A 17,361-nucleotide genomic window follows, 5' to 3' on the forward strand; every position below is an offset into this window, starting at 1 on the left:
CCTTGAATGTATTTCCGTAACGCGCCAACTTGTTCTCTCTTTATCGCCCCCAGATTCCAATTTTATCCAGGCGACAACCATTGTGACGCGGGGGGAGTCGCAGCGACGTCGCAGCGAGATCCGGCGACGCAACCCGCTTCCGCGACAAGCCTGAACAATCTTCACGGCATCGCGCCAATCGCCGAAGCATTGATCAAGACGCTGGCAGGTAAGGCACGGACGGGTCGACTGGACGAATTGAAGGCGCTGGAACTTTTGCAGCAGGCAGTTCTCTTGTAAGTCGAGGGTGCGCGCGCCGTGCTGCAAAGGCAACGGGGCTGTGCCGATCATGTCAGACACCTGGTAGTACAAGCAGGCGGCACCGCCGATCTGGATGTCCGTTAATGAGACACTTTCTCCTTGATCCGGAGTCGTACAACCAGCCAGAAATCCACGCCGGACAACAGCGATCGGCAAAGCGCATCTGGCCTGTACAACTGGACGAAGAACCATCATGCTCACATCAATCTTTCAGGAGACTCGTTATGAATGATCCCGGAGAACTATTGGGCCGCTATTAGTGCCCGTCGGGGAATAACAGCAAGCCCTCCCCATCAGATCAGAAACGCGAAAGCTTGATGGAATGATTGCTTGCGGCTCACGTCCAATGTGCGACATTACGGCAACTTCGATGACGAGCGCCGTGTGCAGCGGCGCACGCTTCTCAGAAAGGGGGAAATCCGATTACCCTCGCGACACGCTCCACCTTTCCGCGACCTGAAACATCCGCAACCACACTCTCTTATTGCCATGGCGTGAGCTCCGAGGCATGCCCACGCGCCCTCATGACGACTCTTCAAGTGCACTAAGCTCCGCGAGCGTTATCGGCTTTAGTGGGGGCCGCACGCGTTGCAAACCAACCGCACCAACGGAGCGACATTGCGCAGATGCAAGCAAATTAGCAACGGTGTAGCCGCATTGACGACCCTGACACGGGCCCATGCCCGCGCGCGTGAACGCTTTTAGCTGGTTCGGCCCCGGCTGGCCGAGCTGCGCGGCCAGCCGTACATCGCCAGCGGTTACCTCTTCGCAGCGACAGACAATCGTCTCATCGGGCGGCGTGAAAATCTCCGTACGCGGCCGATAGATCGAATCAAGCAGAGGCCGCATCGCCAGCTCATGTCCGAGCCGCCGATGCAGCGGCGCTGCAAGCTCGCTTGCCCGCTCGACCGAGAGTGCGCCCGAGGAAAGCGCGACGCCGGTAGCAGCAAGTTCACCGCGTGTGCACGCAGCTTTCGCGCCGCCGATGCCGGCGCCGTCGCCTGCGACATAGAGACCAGTCATGCTGGTTTCACCCCACGTATCAACTTCGGGCTCAAAGCAAAGTTGTGCTTCGTTCCATCGATGGCTGCATCCCATCGCCTGAGTGAAGTGGATAGACGGCACGACGCCTTCATGAACCAGAAGAATGTCGGCAGCCACATCGCCCGACAGCCCGTTCTCGGTGCGGTAGACAATCTGTTCAAGACGGCCGATACCGAAAGCGCGAAGGCTACTGACGTTTCGAACAATGGGGAACCCCCTCCCGCGCAATCTTGCCGACCACAGTAGCCCCTTAAGGAGATCATGCCAGCCGTCAACTGCACCACGTAGAGTCGGAAGGCCCCGACGGAGGGCGCCGCGGGGAGTCGTGTCAAGCCAACCTGCAATCCTACCGCCGGCGTCGAGCAGCTGGGTCATGTAGAGCAGTGGCAATGGACCACTACCCGCTATCCAGACGGGTTGATCGGGTATCTGGTGAGCGCTTTTATGCAGAATCTGCGCGGCGCCGACTGTCATTACACCCGGAAGCGTCCAACCTGGGAAAGGCATGGGCCGTTCCTGTGCGCCCGTCGCTAGTAACACATGGCGCGCGCGAATACTTTCGGCGCCATCCGCACGGCTCAAAAAGACAATCCACTCCCCGGAACCGGCCGGTTTCCCTGGGCTAGGCGCTCGCTCGATCTGCCATACACGGGTCTCCGGCAAGTAGTGCGCACCGCATTCGCGAAAGTTCTGTACCACTGCCGCGCCTGCGCTGTACGCAGCGCCTAACCCTTGATGAACACCGCGTCGGACGTTTTCTTCGATGGCGCGCCATATCTGACCGCCCGGTGCCTGCTGTTCGTCTACGAGGATCGTGGTCATTCCAAGACGAGCAGAACGTATTGCGGCACTCATGCCGGCAGGTCCTGCACCTACAATCAGAATATCGAACGTTCGCATCACGAATGCACCTCACCACTACGAAGATCGCCACTACCGTCTTCTGACTCAGCGATCGCCTCACTGAGATTGCGGCGACCGTGTTGGCGTTGGATGCGCATCCCGTCGCGCACGATCGTCAGACAGGTCTGCGTGGACGCTACACCATCGACGACAGCAAGACATTCGAAGCACACACCCATCATGCAAAAAGGTCCGCGTGGACTGCCGCTTCGCGGCGTGGTGCGAGCGACGGGGTTGTCCTCGCGCACGAGGACTGCCGCCACGGATTCGCCTCGCTCGGCGTTCACACGCCTGCCGTCTATCGATACCGTGACTAAAGCGTCCTCGGCGGGACTAGATAACTTGCGAAACATCAAAGCGCCTATGATGGAAGAACTCGAAGTTTTCTGGCAGTACGTTGCGCGCGAGAGCATCCGCTACTGGTCCAGCATGAACCGCCGCGAGGGTGATACCGGAATGACAGAGCGCGATCCAAGCACCAGGATACGTTGAAGATTGTGCGTACACCGGATGCCCGTCCGGGGTGATGATGCGCAGACATGCCCAATGCCTAACAAGGCGAGCCATGGCAAGGTCCGGCAAAATTCGTAGGGCTCGCTTTGTCATCTTGGCAGCGGTGAAGGTAGTAGTACCGAGATCCATACCGACTTCCTCATGACTTACACCTATCATTACTGTACCGTCGCGAGTCTGGCGAATGCCGCTAGCGGGGAGGCGCAGAATTGGGTCGAGCCGTTCAGTGACCAGCAACTGGCCACGCTGGGGACGCAACGGGACGTCGAGCGCCACCATTGCCCCTAGGGCTGTGGAACCAAGCCCGGCCGCAATGATCAACTGTCCTGTTTCGAAACAACGCGGACCTGTCGAGGTTTGCACATGAACACGAAAACTACCGTCAGGACATGGCTCAATCTTCGACACCGTGTGATTGCCAGCTAGAGTGCCGCCACGTAACTCAATGGCTTGCTGCAGCGCCCGCAACAGCTTAAGCGGATTGCAATGGCCATCGGCAACGCCAATTCCAGCTCCCACCACTTCCCGCCCGAGCCGTGTACCAGGCAGCAGCCTTTCTAATGCCGATCGATCGATCATGCGCGAACACGGATCGATTTTCGGGCTTTGCGCATTCCAGCTCGCGAGGAATTCGGCTTCCTCTTCAAAATCCGCTTCGCTTAGGCAAAAGCGCAAGCAGCCATCGTTTTCATACTCGACATCAATGCCAGTTTCATCGTGCAGCGCTGTTGCGAAAACGGACCAAAGTGCGACGCTCTCGCGTGACAGCTGCTGGTAGCGGGGCGCGCCATATCCCTTCCCGTATGCGCCGACAAGACCGAAATTCGCTTTCGACGCGCGCGGGTCGCAATCACCCCCGTCGAGCACAAGCGCACGCTTCCCTCGCCCCAGCATCCCGTGCGCCAATGCGCAGCCGACAACACCGCCGCCAACTATGATGACGTCATGGTTTTCGCGTATCAAGCCCGCCTCTTTTCCTGAATGATTTTGGTTAACTCTATGATCGTCGCAGCAAGGCGTCAAAGTCGAATTTCAGGTACGAGGTATTCTCAGCGGTTATGGTCTAAAACGCGGGCGCCCCCGGTAGGGGATAGAGCTCCACGAAAAAACCGCGAGCGATTTCTCGAGCAACGCTCGCTCACCAGATTCTTCAACGAGGCGGTAGCCATCGCTGAGCGCACGGGCCGACTCTCAGGCAAACAAACCAGCGCGGACGACACGCTAAACCACGCGTGCCCATGGAATACGAAAATAGAGTGCGACGACCGCTTCCATCACGACAACAATCTCGGCAGCACGGGCGCTCACAAAAGCCCCAAACCCAGCAACGAGACGCCACACTCCATGATTGGTCCCAACGCATAACTTCATTGCCAAGGCGATACGATCAATGGACTGTGTTACGCGGCCGTAGCTGACCGCGAATTTAGTCAGCGAACGAAACTTCTGTGGCGGCGTTCGGCTGTGGTCGAGACAAACGCCCCAGTTGGGTTACGCCATCTCGCTGAAAAAAAGGCAACTCAATCGAGCAAGGGTTTGGTTGGCGAGCCTCGCGGGAGCATTCGGCAAGCAACGGTGCGCACGCTGAAGAAGGTGACGGGATGTTCGCGCGCTCAACGTAAGCCCCTACGATCTCGTGTTCGTGCTATCCCAAACACAGGTCAGCATGTAGTAGTGGCAAATGACAACTGAAGCCGACGCGGAATCAAGGCCGTTCTGTAGTGGTCAAGTTATTTCGGACAGGCAGATAGGTTCTTTTTTCATTGTCGGTTTCGCCTCGTAGGCAACGGGCGACAGATACCCGAAAATCGAATGCAAGCGTACAGCGTTGTATAATTCGCGCCGACTATACTCGACGCTCGACTACGTCAGCCAGCCCCATGACGTTCGAGAAAAACTGGTTCGCCGCTCAACAGGGGCGAGCCGCATAAATCTCTCAGCTATGGGATTCGCCAAACAGGGGCAAGGTCATGATTCAATCAGCCACTGCCCGGCCGGCGGTCATGTTTGCCAGGTCTGAGCGCTTTCAATCCGTCTTCTCGCGAACGCTTCGTCTTCATGCCCGCATAACGCATCCCGCACTATTTGGTGCACTCATCAGTACGATGATCAATCTCAGCGTTCTGCTAGGTTTGCTTTGTCGCCGACTCACCGAATATCTCCGTCCACGCCTCTTCCGCAACCTGTTTAGCGCATCGTTCATATTCCTGAACGCGCTCAATGTTTTTCGCCAATCTCGCATGACAGAAATGAAAATACTCGGGAATATCGGGCTTGAACCGCCTGATATCTAAGCGACAGTTCATGTCGATGACAGATAGGGGATGTACCAAGGAAATCCCCAGTCCCGCCGAGACGAATTCACACAGGGTGGGCGTAGTTTCGCTTTCTAACACGACGTTGAGGTCGACGCCGTAGGAACGGATAGCGTCATTGAAAGCACTGGTCGTCCGGTTATCTGCCGCATATCCGATAAAAGGGATTCCCTCAATATGCTCGGGGGTGATAAATTCAAGTCGGCTCAGCGGGTGTCCTTTTGGCATGATGCAAACTAACGGGCTCTCCATGATAGGCGTCACCACCGAATTTGGGCTGCTCATCAAGCTCGTTGTGAATCCAACGTCCATCTGACGCGTGGCGACGCGATCCGACACAATGTTGGATGCTCGCATATGGATTGTCGGACGAACGTCTGGACACCGAGAGAGGAACTTCATCGTTGCCCGCCTGATGAATGATCCGGATAATTCCGGAAGCACTCCGATAGCAAAGTGACTCATGTCCTTCCGCCGGATGATTGCGATCGCCTCTTCAATTTGTCTTAGACCCGCAAATACTCGATCGACTTCACCGTACAAGCGCATGCCTTGTGCCGTCGCAGTTAGTCGGCCTTTAACTCGTTCGAACAGTAGAAGACCTGTCTCCTCCTCAAGGTGGACTAGCAGTTTGCTCACGGCAGGTTGGGTCACGTGAAGAACCTCGGCCGCTCGACTCACCGTGCCTTGCTCGATGAGAGCTTTAAATGCCTCTATCTGCCGTAGTTGAAGTTGTCTTTTCATATGCCGGCTGCTTTTTCTAATGTCATTCCTAAGACTAGGAAAATGCTGATTAATGTGCGGCCCGTTCGGCATGGAGAAGAACAGGCATCGAAATTTCCGGATAACGAATCGAATCGGCGCTCATTTCGGTGAATTTGGCTCGTAAACGAGCCTCTTGGTTTCCTCGCGCTTGTACACGCCGATGTAGCCCGCGTCGCCGATCTGTCCTTTTGAAGCTGTGAAGAACACTTGTTCTGACGGTCGCAGCGTTTACCCGGCACCGCTGAGCGTCCCTGCTAGCAGTCACTTCCATATGCAACCCATTTTCAGCTCCTTGGATGCCGGGTAGACAATGCAACTCGTTCGCTGTATGCAACGGTAGCCACAGCTTGCGGACGATCCTCAACAAGCGGAGACATTTTTGTCATTTCTTACATCGATGACCGATGAGTTTCCGAACTACGCGGGCTGCACAAATACCGTTCTTAAACGAACTGGATCTCCGACAAGCTTTCCGTCAAACCACGCTTGTCGCCCCGTCTGGCGTCCGAAATAGCCCCGACCACAATGTTCTGCTGCTCGGGAGTGGCAGCGAAACGCGTGGCCTGTCGAAACTTATCCTCGAGTTTATCCCACGGAAGACCGTTATCCTTCGGGAAGGTTACAGGTGAAACAAAGCGCCGATCCCCGCATGTGACCGTGACACGGGCCGGCAGCATGCCGCTTTCCGCATAGATCTTGTCCAGCTCCGGACTTAGCGAAAGCTCCACCTTGTGTGAAAGCGCAGTGACAGAGGGATTGTTTAGGACATCGCCAGTCAGTGGCAACAGAGCCTCGTGACCGTAGTGCGCGACCAACGCGAGACAGTATGGATGACTATACTGAACATCCATTATGTCTCGAGGTTCTTTCCAGTTCGAAATGCGTAAGGCCGGCCCGTATGTTTCGACCTCAATCCTGTCGATATTTCGACCCACTAACCGATGTTCATTGATCAGCTCGATTAATGCATCAAGCGCACCGTGTAGATGCCTGCAACAGCAATACGGCTTAAAGCCCGTCGTGCGAATGTACTGGTAAGAACCGAGGTCTAGATCGTTCGGAAAATTGTAGTAACGCGTTGCGTCCAAGATATTGCGGGCGCCGTGAAATCCGTTTTGCGCTGATGCAAGCGACTCCAAGCCGGTCACGACAGCCCACGTGATGCCTTCCTTGACATGGTTTGGCTCGGGATGCGGTTTTCGGGGAGCGGGAGCGCTCGCCAACGACTGATTGGGTGCACTTTCCCCAGCAATCGCCAAAGCGTGTTCAATCACCTCGCGGGAGGACCGGCGAAGCGCCGCAGCCGTTGCGACGACCGCATAAGGCGCCCACGTACCACTACTTCCGTAGGCGCGCGCAGCGCTAATCGCTGTACCCACTTCATAACCGATGACAATCGCATTTAATAGCTCTCCCAAGGTGGCTTTCGTCTCTTTGGCAACGGCAATGGCTGTTGGAATGACGGCGGCTCCAGGATGGCCCCGAGATGCCGGCGTGTCATCGTCGAGGTCTAGCGCAGAACCGGCCGCACTGTTTGCCCAAGCAGCTCCAATGACGGAACTGGTCTCTCCCGTGAACCAAATAGGAATGTCGCCAGGAGGTCGCGTTTCATGAGCCGTCTTTCGGATCGCAAGGGCCGCCGCCTGCCCAACTCCAGCGCCAACAGCACTGAGCAGATCCAGGATACATTTGAGCGCAAATTCCAGCGACTCTTCTGGAGCTCGATTTTCCCGCGCCTCCACGATATAAGCGGAAAATTTTTGGACGATCCCGCCTTGGGGATAACGGTCATCCTCGATAACATTAGTCGTCATGGTGCCTCGATAACATCAATTGAACATTTCTAACTTGATAGTTGGCTGCAAGTGACACTTTAATGCGCCACACCGCGATGTCCACCCACGATCCCGTTTTGCTGTCGGCCTGCCATAATCGACGCAGCCGGGCACTCTTCAAACATAAAGCCGTCGGCCATGAGAAAAAAGCTGTACACAAGGGCCAACTACCCTCGTATACCCGGACGGAGCTGCCCGTAACGGGACAATGTCGGTTCGTGCCGTCAGGCCACTTCTATGTCGTCGAACTGTTGATGCGTTCATGGGCGACGGACACCGTACCGAAGTGCTTAATGCATGGCCGCTGCAGCAGAAGATCCGAACGTGCCGCGATCGCGTCTCTTCGGACTAATCCGCCTTTCGATCATGAATATAACTCTGCTGATAAGAAAGTTCATGCTGAGATATATGCAGCCAGCTATCAGAAATACCTCTAGGGGGCGGTAGCTGTCAGAGATGATTTGCTTAGCCACTCCTGTCACTTCGACTATGGTGATTGTCGACGCAAGTGACGTTGACTTGATCATAATCATAAGTTCGCTTCCATAAGCTGGGAGTGCTTGCCGCATTGCAATCGGGAAGACAATTCTGCGGAATAAAAGGACGCTCGACATGCCAATTGACCGCGCCGCTTCAATTTGTCCCCATGGTACTGACTGAATACCACCACGAATGATTTCGCTGGTGTATGCCGCAGTGTTCAGCGACAGAGCTAAAATCGCACAAAACCACGCATCGCGAAATAGCGCCCACAGGCCGAGGTGTTCCAAGACAATTCTAAACTGCCCCGATCCGTAATAAATCAGGAACATTTGCACCAGAAGCGGCGTGGACCGCACTACATATACGTAACCATAACCGAGAGAAGCCAAAAGTCTACTGTGTGAAAGCCGAGCCAATGCAACTGGGACCGCAAGCAGGAAACCAACAAAAAGGGACACGGAAGCCAATGCGACGGTCGCAGGAACCGCCGCAAGAAGCTTGGGAAACGACTCATATATCAGCTGAAAATCCATCACCGACTCCTTACGCCGCGGTTAGCCCACTTCTCTGCTCTCAGAAATCCCTGGTTAGAAATCGAAGAAAGCAAAAGGAAAATCACGAAGGCGACCAGATAAAACGTGAACGGTTCTTTGAAAGATCCAGCTCCGATGGCAGCCGTGCGCATGATTTCAACCAACCCAACGACGGAAATGAGCGAGGTATCCTTTAACGCCAGTTGCCAGACATTCCCCAGACCAGGCAAGGCGAATCTCGCGGCCTGTGGGATAAGAATCCGACGAAGTAGCACTGCCCGCTCCAATCCCATTGCCACTGCCGCTTCAATTTGTCCTGTTGGAATGGCTATGACCGCCGCCCGTATGACCTCTGTCGCATAGGCGCCGGCACTGATGCCGATGCAGAGCACACCGACTGCGAACACGGGCAGTTCTATATAACCTTCGAAGCCGAAAACAGCGTTCGCGACATAGCGGAGCAACGTATCCCCACCAAAGAACACCAGAAAAATTATCAGCAGCTCGGGAATTCCGCGTACGACCGTCGTATAGACGTCAGCTAGAAAACGCAGCAAACTGAAGCGAGAGAGTTTTGCCGCGGCAAAAACCGAGCCGAGCAAAATGCCGACGGGAAATGAACACACCGCGACGGCAACGGTCATAAGGGTGCCACGCGCAAATTCATCAACCCACGCTGTGCTTCCCCATGCGAGCACTGAAATATCCACTATCATTCCCCATCAAATTGAGTTCGGCTATGCATAAACGACCGTATTCATTTACCTATTCCTTCGGCGAATTGTCGAAGCCGAACCACTTGATGGCAAGTCTGCGCAGGCTGCCATCCGAAATTGCTTCCCCGATCGCCTTGTCGAACATCGCACGTAGTTGATCGTCATTTTTGCGAAATCCAGCGGCCACTCGGCTGCCGAACGGCCCGTTCGTCATACTAGGGCCAAATGTCCGCAGGTTCTTGCCGTCGGGCTTGTCCATCAACGGCTTGAGGAAATTGAAGGAAACCATTCCCGCATCAATTCTCCCCGCCGTCAAGTCGAGCATCATGTTATCCGTGGTGTCATATGTCGAAACTCTCACGGTCGGCATGAACTTCTTCATGAATGTCTCGAAGTTGCTGCCCACCTGTACTCCAACGGTTTTTCCCTTCAGAGCGGAGGTGATTTTTTTTATCGCTGACTCCTCATCAGCATCAAATTTGTCCAAATTCAGATTTGATGGCGATATTTTGAGAGCGGTCAGATCGCTCGCCGATGTGGTGACGAAAACCATCGGAGTGGTTACGTACGGCCTGGAAAATGAGATAACTTTTTCTCGGGCGGGTGTAATCCCAATTGCAGCCATAATTGAATCGAACCGACCGGACAAAAGAGAGGGAATTAGGCTGTCATAGGCCTGATCGACGATTTCGCACTGCAATCCCATCCGTCGGCACAAGTCGCTAGCTACATCGATCTCAAAGCCAACCATCTTGCCGCTCTTGTCCTTGAAGGCATACGGAGCATACGAAGCTTCGGTACCAATCGTGATTCTCTTGTACTCCTTGGCCATAACAGGGTCGCAGAGCATCAATGCAGCAGACAGCATTCCAATAAGCGCGCCGATTTTCAGGAACTTCATGAGCATCTCCTGGACTATGTCCTATCTTCTTCGTTTTACGATTCTCGGAATTTCAATATCGCGTTTTAAGTCAGTCAAAGTACACGCGAGAGAAATTCACGACATCTCGGCGATGCTGGATTTTTGAAAACCTTTTCTGGCGTTCCTTCTTCCTCAATGCGTCCCCTTTCAAGAAAGATCATCTTGTTGGAGACATCACGAGCGAAACCCATTTCATGAGTTACGACTATCATCGTGCGTCCCTCTTCCGCCAACTTCCTGATGACTTTCAGCACTTCTCCCACTAATTCGGGATCGAGTGCGGAGGTCGGCTCGTCGAAAAGGAGCGCAGCCGGTTGCATCGCGAGCGCACGCGCAATACTTACTCGTTGCTGCTGCCCACCAGACAACTCGGATGGGTAACACGCGTGCTTGTCCGCAACGCCAACTTTCCCAAGGAAATCCATTGCCCTATCGCGCGCTTCGTTCTTTGGCAGCTTCAGCACATGAACCGGCCCTTCCATCACATTTTGCAGCACGGTCATATGGGACCACAAATTGAAGCCCTGGAAGACCATGCCGAGTTGCGTGCGCATCTGGTCAACTTTCTTGCGATCCATCCCGACGACGCGACCGGTTGCGTCGGTTTCCACGCTGATCTCGCGCTGCCCCACCGCGATGCGGCCTTTGGTAGGGACCTCAAGGAGATTCATGCATCGCAAAAACGTACTTTTCCCCGACCCAGAACTGCCAATTAACGAGATCACGTCGCCCCGCTCAGCCTGAAGCGAGACCCCTTTTAGCACTTCGTGAACGCCGTAACTTTTGTATATGCCATCGGCTACGAGAGCCGGTGTTTTATGGCCCACCATGCCGATCGTGGTCCCGCCCACCTCTGGGGTCATTGACAAGGCGTAACTCGCAGATTGGTACGCCGATCGAAGTGCATTAACCACCTTCATCTCATCTCCTCATGACTTAACATCTCAGGTTTGACATTTACGTCAACCTGAGAAGGATTATCGTTATAGATATTCATTAAACGTTGTACTGCCTTGCGCTGTCGGACCTGCAATGAACGCAATGGAAGCGCCAAGCACACTCGACGGACGAAAAAAGGCGGCCGGCCGGTCGTTCGCTCGATTTACGCCCGTCTCTGCGCCCAGCGATTGCGGATAAGCTCAGAATACGTATGCCCAAATTGGGTGTCAAAGTCGAGTTGAGACACGTTGGTATTCCTCCGGGTTATACCTACCTTGCGTTGCATCGGGCACGTTTGCGGGTCGCACGAGCGCATCTTGAGGTTGCGCCCCAAGACTTCGGCCGCGTGCTCGTTCTGGATTTGGCACAATTTGCACCGCGTACGCAATGCAAGCATTCTGATGTCAAGGAGACCGCCGCACGCCTCCGAAAATGGCCGTCTCCAGGCGCCAACACATCACAGAACCTTCCGTGATCGAGCCCCTTTTACTCTTCGATCCAATTTAACGATCGCTTGAGGGTCGAAATTGTTCCAAGGTTTTCGTTTGCCTCCAGCCGATCGGCAGGGCGCCCGCAATTTGACTACCAATGTCATAAGCGACCAATGATCTCTTGACGGGCGAGGTAGGCGCTGGCTTGCCTCGGGCTGCCAGCGATGCGGCAAAAATGCGGCGATGGGCTGGCCCTCGTGGGCAGGCGCGTGAGGATGTCCTTGAGATTGCGTGCGGGTCTTGCCTATTGAGTTGCGCGAAGCGTAGTAAGCCACCGGCCGATACGCGCGTCTGCGCCGGCGGTAAAGCGCACGAAGCTCGCACGGCTGTAGCCGAAGCGGCATACCACTTGCCCCGGATATGTCCCTCTAACGTAAATACACCCGGTGCGTAGTCGAGTTTCTCCCGGATGTCCTCGCCGATTCGCACGCATTTCATCACCGAAACGATGATGAGGCTAACCTCAATCCTTGAAGTTATCCCCCCCAAAAATCATATTATTAGAGCTTCTTAGACATTCGGCACGCGCAATACTATTTTCGAACGAAGTACTCATACAGGCCTTTAACGGCTCCAAGTCAGCTTTTGAGCGCAGTTCTTCAACCGCGGCGAGCAGTTGCTCTTGCTGCGCACCAGTGGCGTGAAACCGCGTCGCCGCAACGTACTTTGCCTTGAGTTCTTCCCAAGAGAGGGAGTCACCGGCTTCGCCGCGTGGCTCGGTAACCTCCGATACATACCGCCGTCCCCCGCACACGATTTTGACTCGCGCGAGTGTTCTGGCAGGGAATTGTTTATCAATTTCGGCGTCGACCGTTAGCGAGACCTTGTTGGCGAGTGCGCTCACTCCCTCGTAAGTTAAGCAGTCTATCGTGAGGGGCAAAAGCGACTCTCGTCCCGCGAGGGCGGCGAGGGCCACGCAATAAGGGATGCTGTACTGAACGTCAACAAGGGTAGCTGGGCAGGTCTGATTCGCGATGCGCAGCGCCCCGCCGTACGTCTCGATGTCGATCGCCTCAATCGCCTTCGCGTCGAGTTGATATTGCTCGATCAGCCTCAGGGTGGCTTCCAAGGGCGGGTGAACGTGCCGGCAGCAGCAATAGAGCTTGTAGTAGGCGTTGCAGATATGTAGAGACTCCCCGAGGGGCGATACGTCGGCAAACCTATAGAGCAGACCGCTGTCAAGTATGTTCCGGGGACCGGTGAACCCGCCTTCTGCGAGATCGAGCGCGAGCATCCCGGTCACTACGGACCATGGTATGCCCTCCTTAATGTCGCTGCTCTCCGGTGTTGGGAAGGAGAGCGGTGGCGCGCTCATGAACGACGAATTGGGCGCGCTTTCGCCTGCGATAGCCAACGCATGCTCGACGACACTACACGAGGCACACCTCAAGGCCGCGGCTGTAGCGACAACTGCGTAGGATGACCACGTACCTGTCGTACCGTATGTTGTACGGGCCGCAGCGATCGATACGCCGACTTCATAACCGATGACGATTGACGCAATCAAATCTTCCAGCCCGGCTCCCATTTCAGCCGCAACTGCAAAGGCCACCGGAATGACCGCCGCGCCCGGGTGCCCGCGCGCGCGTCGATGCCCGTCGTCGAGATCTAGCACCGACGCAGCCGCGCTATTCGCCCACGCAGCACCGACGACCGAACTGCCCGTTCCCGTGAACCACATCGGTATATCGCCCGATCCCAGATATCTACATGCTGTCGCGCGAATCGCGACAACACCTGGCTCGCTAGCCCCTGCCCCCACCGCGCATAAGAGGTCGAGGATGCGTTTTAGCGCAGATTCCCTGACAACCCCGGACACCCGCCTACCGCGAGCTTCGACGACATAAGATGCAATACGATGAATCGTGCTTTGCTGCAGAGAAAGCTCGTCATCAGGCGGAGGATTGTTCATGACGTTCCAGAATTATGTGACCGACCAAACGTGCGTAATGCACAAATCTATGTTCAAAATGATTGCACCGCGTGCGACCGACCAGGGATCCGATGGCAGCCCTTGGTCGTCGCCACGGATACGACGGACAAGTCGTAACGTCTCCAGGGGGACTCGAAGCTTTGTCAATGAGCATGCGAGTACTTGCCGTGAAAAATCGGCATGCCGCTTTTCGCAAGTAACCCCGAACCCGACCACCTCTGGCAACATCTACGCCGATCTGCGACGCCCGACCGTCCTTAATAACAATTGTGCGCTGATGCTACTGCCAACCCTCCCGATCCTCACTCGAGCGAGTGAGACATGTTAGGCGCGTCTCGTCGAAAAATCAAAGTCTGATTTTCAAACGTCAACATTCCAGAAGGTTATAGCGCTGCATTGCTTTCTCCCGAGCATTTAACGAAATGCAAGGTTTATTGGCGAGTACATCGTCTCTGCCTAAACGCCAGAAACAAACGGAGATATGTCGTTGCGCAATGACCCCGGTCCGTGTGCGAAGGGAAGAGAGCTGAACCATACGCAGAACATCGCACTACGGACGGAGTCCGCTTTTGTCCTGCACCAAAACCCCTATCCACGCGCAGCGTACCGAATGATGCACTGATCTCGACGTCCAGCGCGGGAGATCACGAAGCTGCAGACGGTGCTGAAACGAGGAAGACGATTGGCTTGGAGCAAAGGTGCGAGGTGAACTGCCCTGAGTTGCTCGCTTCCCTAAATGAAACTCCGCAGCCATAACCTCTCAGAATACATCCACGATCAAACCGGACTTTGACACGAGACTTTTGCCTCTCTATTCTGAGCCCCATTAGCTTTGCTTCTCACTGGATAAGACGGAACGTGCCTTTTCTTCCGCAGTTTTATGCAGACAATAAAAGCCTCTACAAGGACCAACGCTTGTCTCGCAACCGATAGTGTTTTCGCACGTAAGAGCATCGCATTGAGCACCAAAACCCACCACACTCAATGTAGTTTTGCAGATCGATGCTATCTCATATGCGAAGAACGTCTACGTGACGTTTCGTTTGCCCTCTTCTAAAGACGATGGGTTCGGGCTTGGGCAGAGAAATTTAGTACATCACCGCCCAGGTCGTGCACGGCCAGTGGACTATTTCAAGGTAGAAGGTACATGCAGGTGACAATCGTGGGAGCCGGCGCAATCGCTTTGGGTTATGCGGCATATCTCATACAGAATGGACATAAACCGAAAGTTTGGTCTCCATCGGGAGCCCGGACTGCAGACTTCGTTGCTGGACTCCCCCTTCACGTGAGGGGAGCGGTCGAGGGGCAGTTCTACTTAGAAGTCTGCGGGAAAGCGGAAGATGTTGGCGACGCCGATGTCATTATTTTGGCATTGCCGGCCTACGGATACCGATTCGTCCTCGACAGCATCATCCCTTATATCCGCGCACACCATAGCGTAATCATCAGCGCTCATCTTTCATTTGCCGCTCTCTACATTTCCCAGCGCCTTGCGGCGCGGGGGATCGTCATCCCCATAGCAGCTTGGAGCACCACGGTGCTAACGTGCCAGACTCAGTCCGCGAGAGCTATCACGGTAGGCACGATCCGCGCCAAGGTCGACATGGCCGCATTTCCAACCCGCCACATCCACCGGATTCATACCACTTGCGTTTCACTCTTCGGAGACCGGTTCGCACTGAAAGACGACATGCTGACGCTGACGCTCAGCAACATTAATCCGCAAGATCACATGGGTATTGCGCTAGTCAACTTGACCCGTATTGAGAAGGGCGAAAGCTGGAGCCAAAACTCCAATCTGACACCAACAGTCGGGAGGCTCCTTGAGGCTCTAGACCAAGAGAGACTTACCATCGCAGCAGCATTCGGAAAGTCAGTGAGAACGACCTTTGATCATTGCAGGCTGTCTTTTGGCGTGGTTGGTGACTCACTTTCGGCAATATCGGAGCAACTGGTCCGGCAAGGGAGTGATCCGCTCGGCCCGACAGACATCGCCACACGCTACGTGCTCGAAGACGTGCCGTTCGGGTTGGTACCGACGCTTCGACTCGCCGAGCTGGCTGGGGTGAGAGCACCCTTGCACGAGGGCGGCGTGGCAATTCTCGGCGCTTGTTACGGTCGGGACTTTGTGGCGGACAACGACATTCTTCCCGAGATTGGACCGCTTCAAATCGACACCCTCAAGAGGCTTGTGGTCGACGGTTATGCCGTTCCAACCTAGATGCCATTACATCCGGCGCGCCGCTCGATGGGCGTCCGAGTCCGACGCCAAACTGCCCAGCAAAACAGACCGCGTGCCCGACCCGGGGTTGCGCATAAAAAAACATCGACACACACAATATAAGGTTTGGAGACCTTAATGAAAATCAAACTTCTTGCAGCTTTCGTGATGTCAGCCGCCGCGGCTCCCGCAATGGCCCAAAGTACGGTGACGCTCTACGGTCTGATCGATGAAGGAATCAACTATACGAATAACGTCGGTGGCAACAAGCTGTTCGAGCTCCAGAGCGGTACGGTCCAAGGGAGTCGTTGGGGCTTGAAGGGAGCGGAGGATCTCGGCGGCGGTCTCAAAGCAGTTTTCCAGCTGGAGAGCGGCTTTAATGTCAATAATGGCAAGCTCGGTCAGGGTGGCCTGATGTTTGGGCGACAGGCGTGGGTTGGCGTCGCATCCAACCAATACGGGACGGTTACTCTCGGTCGACAGTACGACTCCGTCGTCAACTATCTGGCTCAAACGACGGCGAATGGCACATGGGGCGGGGGCATGTTCTCCCATCCGTACGACAACGACAACACGGACAACACCTTCCGTGTCAACAATACTGTCAAGTACACAAGCCCCGAGATTGCTGGCTTAAAATTTGGCGGCACGTACAGCTTTAGCAACGACACCAACTTCGCCAACAATCGCGCGTACAGCATGGGCGCCCAATACATCATAGGCGGACTGCTGCTGGAAGCCGCCTATCTGCAGGCGAACAACCAGTCATCCACCGCCGGTGGTGCAATCGGGAACAATCCCGCTGCGGATGAAAATTTTCTGGGGAACAAGCTGCGCATCTTCGGCGCGGGGGCAACCTACACGTTTGGTTCGGCCAACGTGGGCATCTCGTATTCGAATACCTTCGTCGCCAATCCGGTGTCTTCGGGATACGTCGGAAAGATTACGCCAGCCTCGGGCACGCTTTCCAACCTGCGTTACCAGAATTTCGAAATCAACGGCAAGTACCAGTTCACGCCAGCCTTCTTCGTCGGGGCGATGTATACGTACACCCTGAGCGGTTTCAACGCCACCACTGGAAAGCTAAAGCCGAATTACGAAACTGCGGGGCTGATGGCTGATTACTCACTGTCAAAGCGCACGGACGTCTATGTACAGAGTGCGTATCAGCACGTCGGTGGGGACCGTACTGGAAGCGCCCTCGACTTCGCCTTTGTGCCGGTGGCCGATGACGTATCGTCGAATCGCAATCAGGTGGTTGCGCGCGTCGGCCTGCGTCATAAATTCTAAAGCGGCCAGATATCGCTCGATTGACGTTCGTCCACGTTCCGAGCGAACCTGTTGGGCGGCGCCTTGCGCCAGCCCAGTGCCTACAGAAGCGGAGGGCGTCCTCACAAGCGCACCCACATGCCGGCCCTCCGCGGTGATCTCCTGCGAGTGATGTTTGG

13 protein-coding genes are annotated in these 17,361 nt (G+C 55.2%); 2 read left to right on the forward strand and 11 right to left on the reverse strand.

From position 1 onward, the window contains the following. From HDG39_RS34690 to HDG39_RS27360, 11 genes are all read right to left on the reverse strand, one after another. Positions 1-495 (reverse strand): hypothetical protein (locus tag HDG39_RS34690; protein WP_221305877.1); only part of this gene is annotated, 495 nt, incomplete at its 3' end. 327 nt (positions 496-822) lie between these two features. Next, complete coding sequence (locus HDG39_RS27315; RefSeq protein ID WP_184010306.1) at positions 823-2,244, reverse strand: FAD/NAD(P)-dependent oxidoreductase; 1,422 nt, start codon at positions 2,242-2,244, stop codon at positions 823-825. Beyond that, positions 2,244-2,660 (reverse strand): (2Fe-2S)-binding protein, encoded by a 417-nt coding sequence (locus tag HDG39_RS27320; RefSeq protein ID WP_311735899.1) that lies wholly within the window; start codon positions 2,658-2,660, stop codon positions 2,244-2,246. Before HDG39_RS27320 ends, HDG39_RS27315 begins: the two co-directional genes overlap by 1 nt. Further along, positions 2,581-3,723, reverse strand: coding sequence for an NAD(P)/FAD-dependent oxidoreductase (locus tag HDG39_RS27325; RefSeq protein ID WP_221305878.1), 1,143 nt, complete (start codon positions 3,721-3,723; stop codon positions 2,581-2,583). Before HDG39_RS27325 ends, HDG39_RS27320 begins: the two co-directional genes overlap by 80 nt. A gap of 1,163 nt (positions 3,724-4,886) precedes the next feature. Further along, on the reverse strand, positions 4,887-5,819 hold the full coding sequence (locus HDG39_RS27330) for a LysR substrate-binding domain-containing protein (RefSeq protein WP_184010312.1): 933 nt from the start codon (positions 5,817-5,819) through the stop codon (positions 4,887-4,889). A gap of 464 nt (positions 5,820-6,283) precedes the next feature. Beyond that, positions 6,284-7,654, reverse strand: coding sequence for an MmgE/PrpD family protein (locus HDG39_RS27335; RefSeq protein ID WP_184010315.1), 1,371 nt, complete (start codon positions 7,652-7,654; stop codon positions 6,284-6,286). Positions 7,655-7,965: 311 nt separating this feature from the next. Further along, positions 7,966-8,691, reverse strand: coding sequence for an ABC transporter permease (locus HDG39_RS27340; protein ID WP_184010318.1), 726 nt, complete (start codon positions 8,689-8,691; stop codon positions 7,966-7,968). Beyond that, positions 8,691-9,407: an ABC transporter permease gene (locus HDG39_RS27345; RefSeq protein WP_221305879.1), complete on the reverse strand. Its 717-nt coding sequence runs from the start codon at positions 9,405-9,407 to the stop codon at positions 8,691-8,693. The genes HDG39_RS27340 and HDG39_RS27345 overlap by 1 nt, the downstream gene beginning before the upstream one ends. 49 nt (positions 9,408-9,456) lie before the next feature. Further along, positions 9,457-10,308 carry a transporter substrate-binding domain-containing protein gene (locus HDG39_RS27350; RefSeq protein ID WP_184010321.1) on the reverse strand — a complete coding sequence of 284 codons (852 nt, stop codon included), beginning with the start codon at positions 10,306-10,308 and terminating at the stop codon, positions 9,457-9,459. 74 nt (positions 10,309-10,382) lie between these two features. Next, on the reverse strand, positions 10,383-11,159 hold the full coding sequence (locus HDG39_RS27355) for an ABC transporter ATP-binding protein (protein WP_184010498.1): 777 nt from the start codon (positions 11,157-11,159) through the stop codon (positions 10,383-10,385). A gap of 1,063 nt (positions 11,160-12,222) precedes the next feature. Further along, positions 12,223-13,671, reverse strand: a complete 1,449-nt coding sequence (locus tag HDG39_RS27360) for an MmgE/PrpD family protein (RefSeq protein WP_184010324.1) — start codon at positions 13,669-13,671, stop codon at positions 12,223-12,225. A 1,168-nt stretch (positions 13,672-14,839) separates the two neighbouring features. On the opposite strand from HDG39_RS27360, the gene HDG39_RS27365 reads away from it, so the two are divergent. Beyond that, the gene (locus HDG39_RS27365; protein WP_184010327.1) at positions 14,840-15,913 is read left to right on the forward strand and encodes an NAD/NADP octopine/nopaline dehydrogenase family protein; all 1,074 of its coding nucleotides are present in this window, start codon (positions 14,840-14,842) and stop codon (positions 15,911-15,913) included. Between the two features lie 138 nt (positions 15,914-16,051). Beyond that, positions 16,052-17,203, forward strand: coding sequence for a porin (locus HDG39_RS27370; protein ID WP_184010330.1), 1,152 nt, complete (start codon positions 16,052-16,054; stop codon positions 17,201-17,203). The last annotated feature ends 158 nt before the right edge of the window (positions 17,204-17,361 follow it).

Source organism: Paraburkholderia lebeckiae (assembly GCF_014201005.1).
GTDB classification, from domain to species: Bacteria; Pseudomonadota; Gammaproteobacteria; order Burkholderiales; family Burkholderiaceae; genus Paraburkholderia; species Paraburkholderia tuberum.

Excerpts from the sequence above, each read along its gene's own strand:
- HDG39_RS27360 (WP_184010324.1), bottom strand. The coding sequence starts at position 13,671 with ATGAACAATCCTCCGCCTGATGACGAGCTTTCTCTGCAGCAAAGCACG.
- HDG39_RS27365 (WP_184010327.1), top strand. The coding sequence starts at position 14,840 with ATGCAGGTGACAATCGTGGGAGCCGGCGCAATCGCTTTGGGTTATGCG.
- HDG39_RS27330 (WP_184010312.1), bottom strand. The coding sequence starts at position 5,819 with ATGAAAAGACAACTTCAACTACGGCAGATAGAGGCATTTAAAGCTCTC.
- HDG39_RS27370 (WP_184010330.1), top strand. The coding sequence starts at position 16,052 with ATGAAAATCAAACTTCTTGCAGCTTTCGTGATGTCAGCCGCCGCGGCT.
- HDG39_RS27345 (WP_221305879.1), bottom strand. The coding sequence starts at position 9,407 with ATGATAGTGGATATTTCAGTGCTCGCATGGGGAAGCACAGCGTGGGTT.
- HDG39_RS27340 (WP_184010318.1), bottom strand. The coding sequence starts at position 8,691 with ATGGATTTTCAGCTGATATATGAGTCGTTTCCCAAGCTTCTTGCGGCG.
- HDG39_RS27355 (WP_184010498.1), bottom strand. The coding sequence starts at position 11,159 with ATGGTGGGCCATAAAACACCGGCTCTCGTAGCCGATGGCATATACAAA.
- HDG39_RS27335 (WP_184010315.1), bottom strand. The coding sequence starts at position 7,654 with ATGACGACTAATGTTATCGAGGATGACCGTTATCCCCAAGGCGGGATC.
- HDG39_RS27320 (WP_311735899.1), bottom strand. The coding sequence starts at position 2,660 with ATGCTCTCGCGCGCAACGTACTGCCAGAAAACTTCGAGTTCTTCCATC.
- HDG39_RS27315 (WP_184010306.1), bottom strand. The coding sequence starts at position 2,244 with ATGCGAACGTTCGATATTCTGATTGTAGGTGCAGGACCTGCCGGCATG.
- HDG39_RS27350 (WP_184010321.1), bottom strand. The coding sequence starts at position 10,308 with ATGAAGTTCCTGAAAATCGGCGCGCTTATTGGAATGCTGTCTGCTGCA.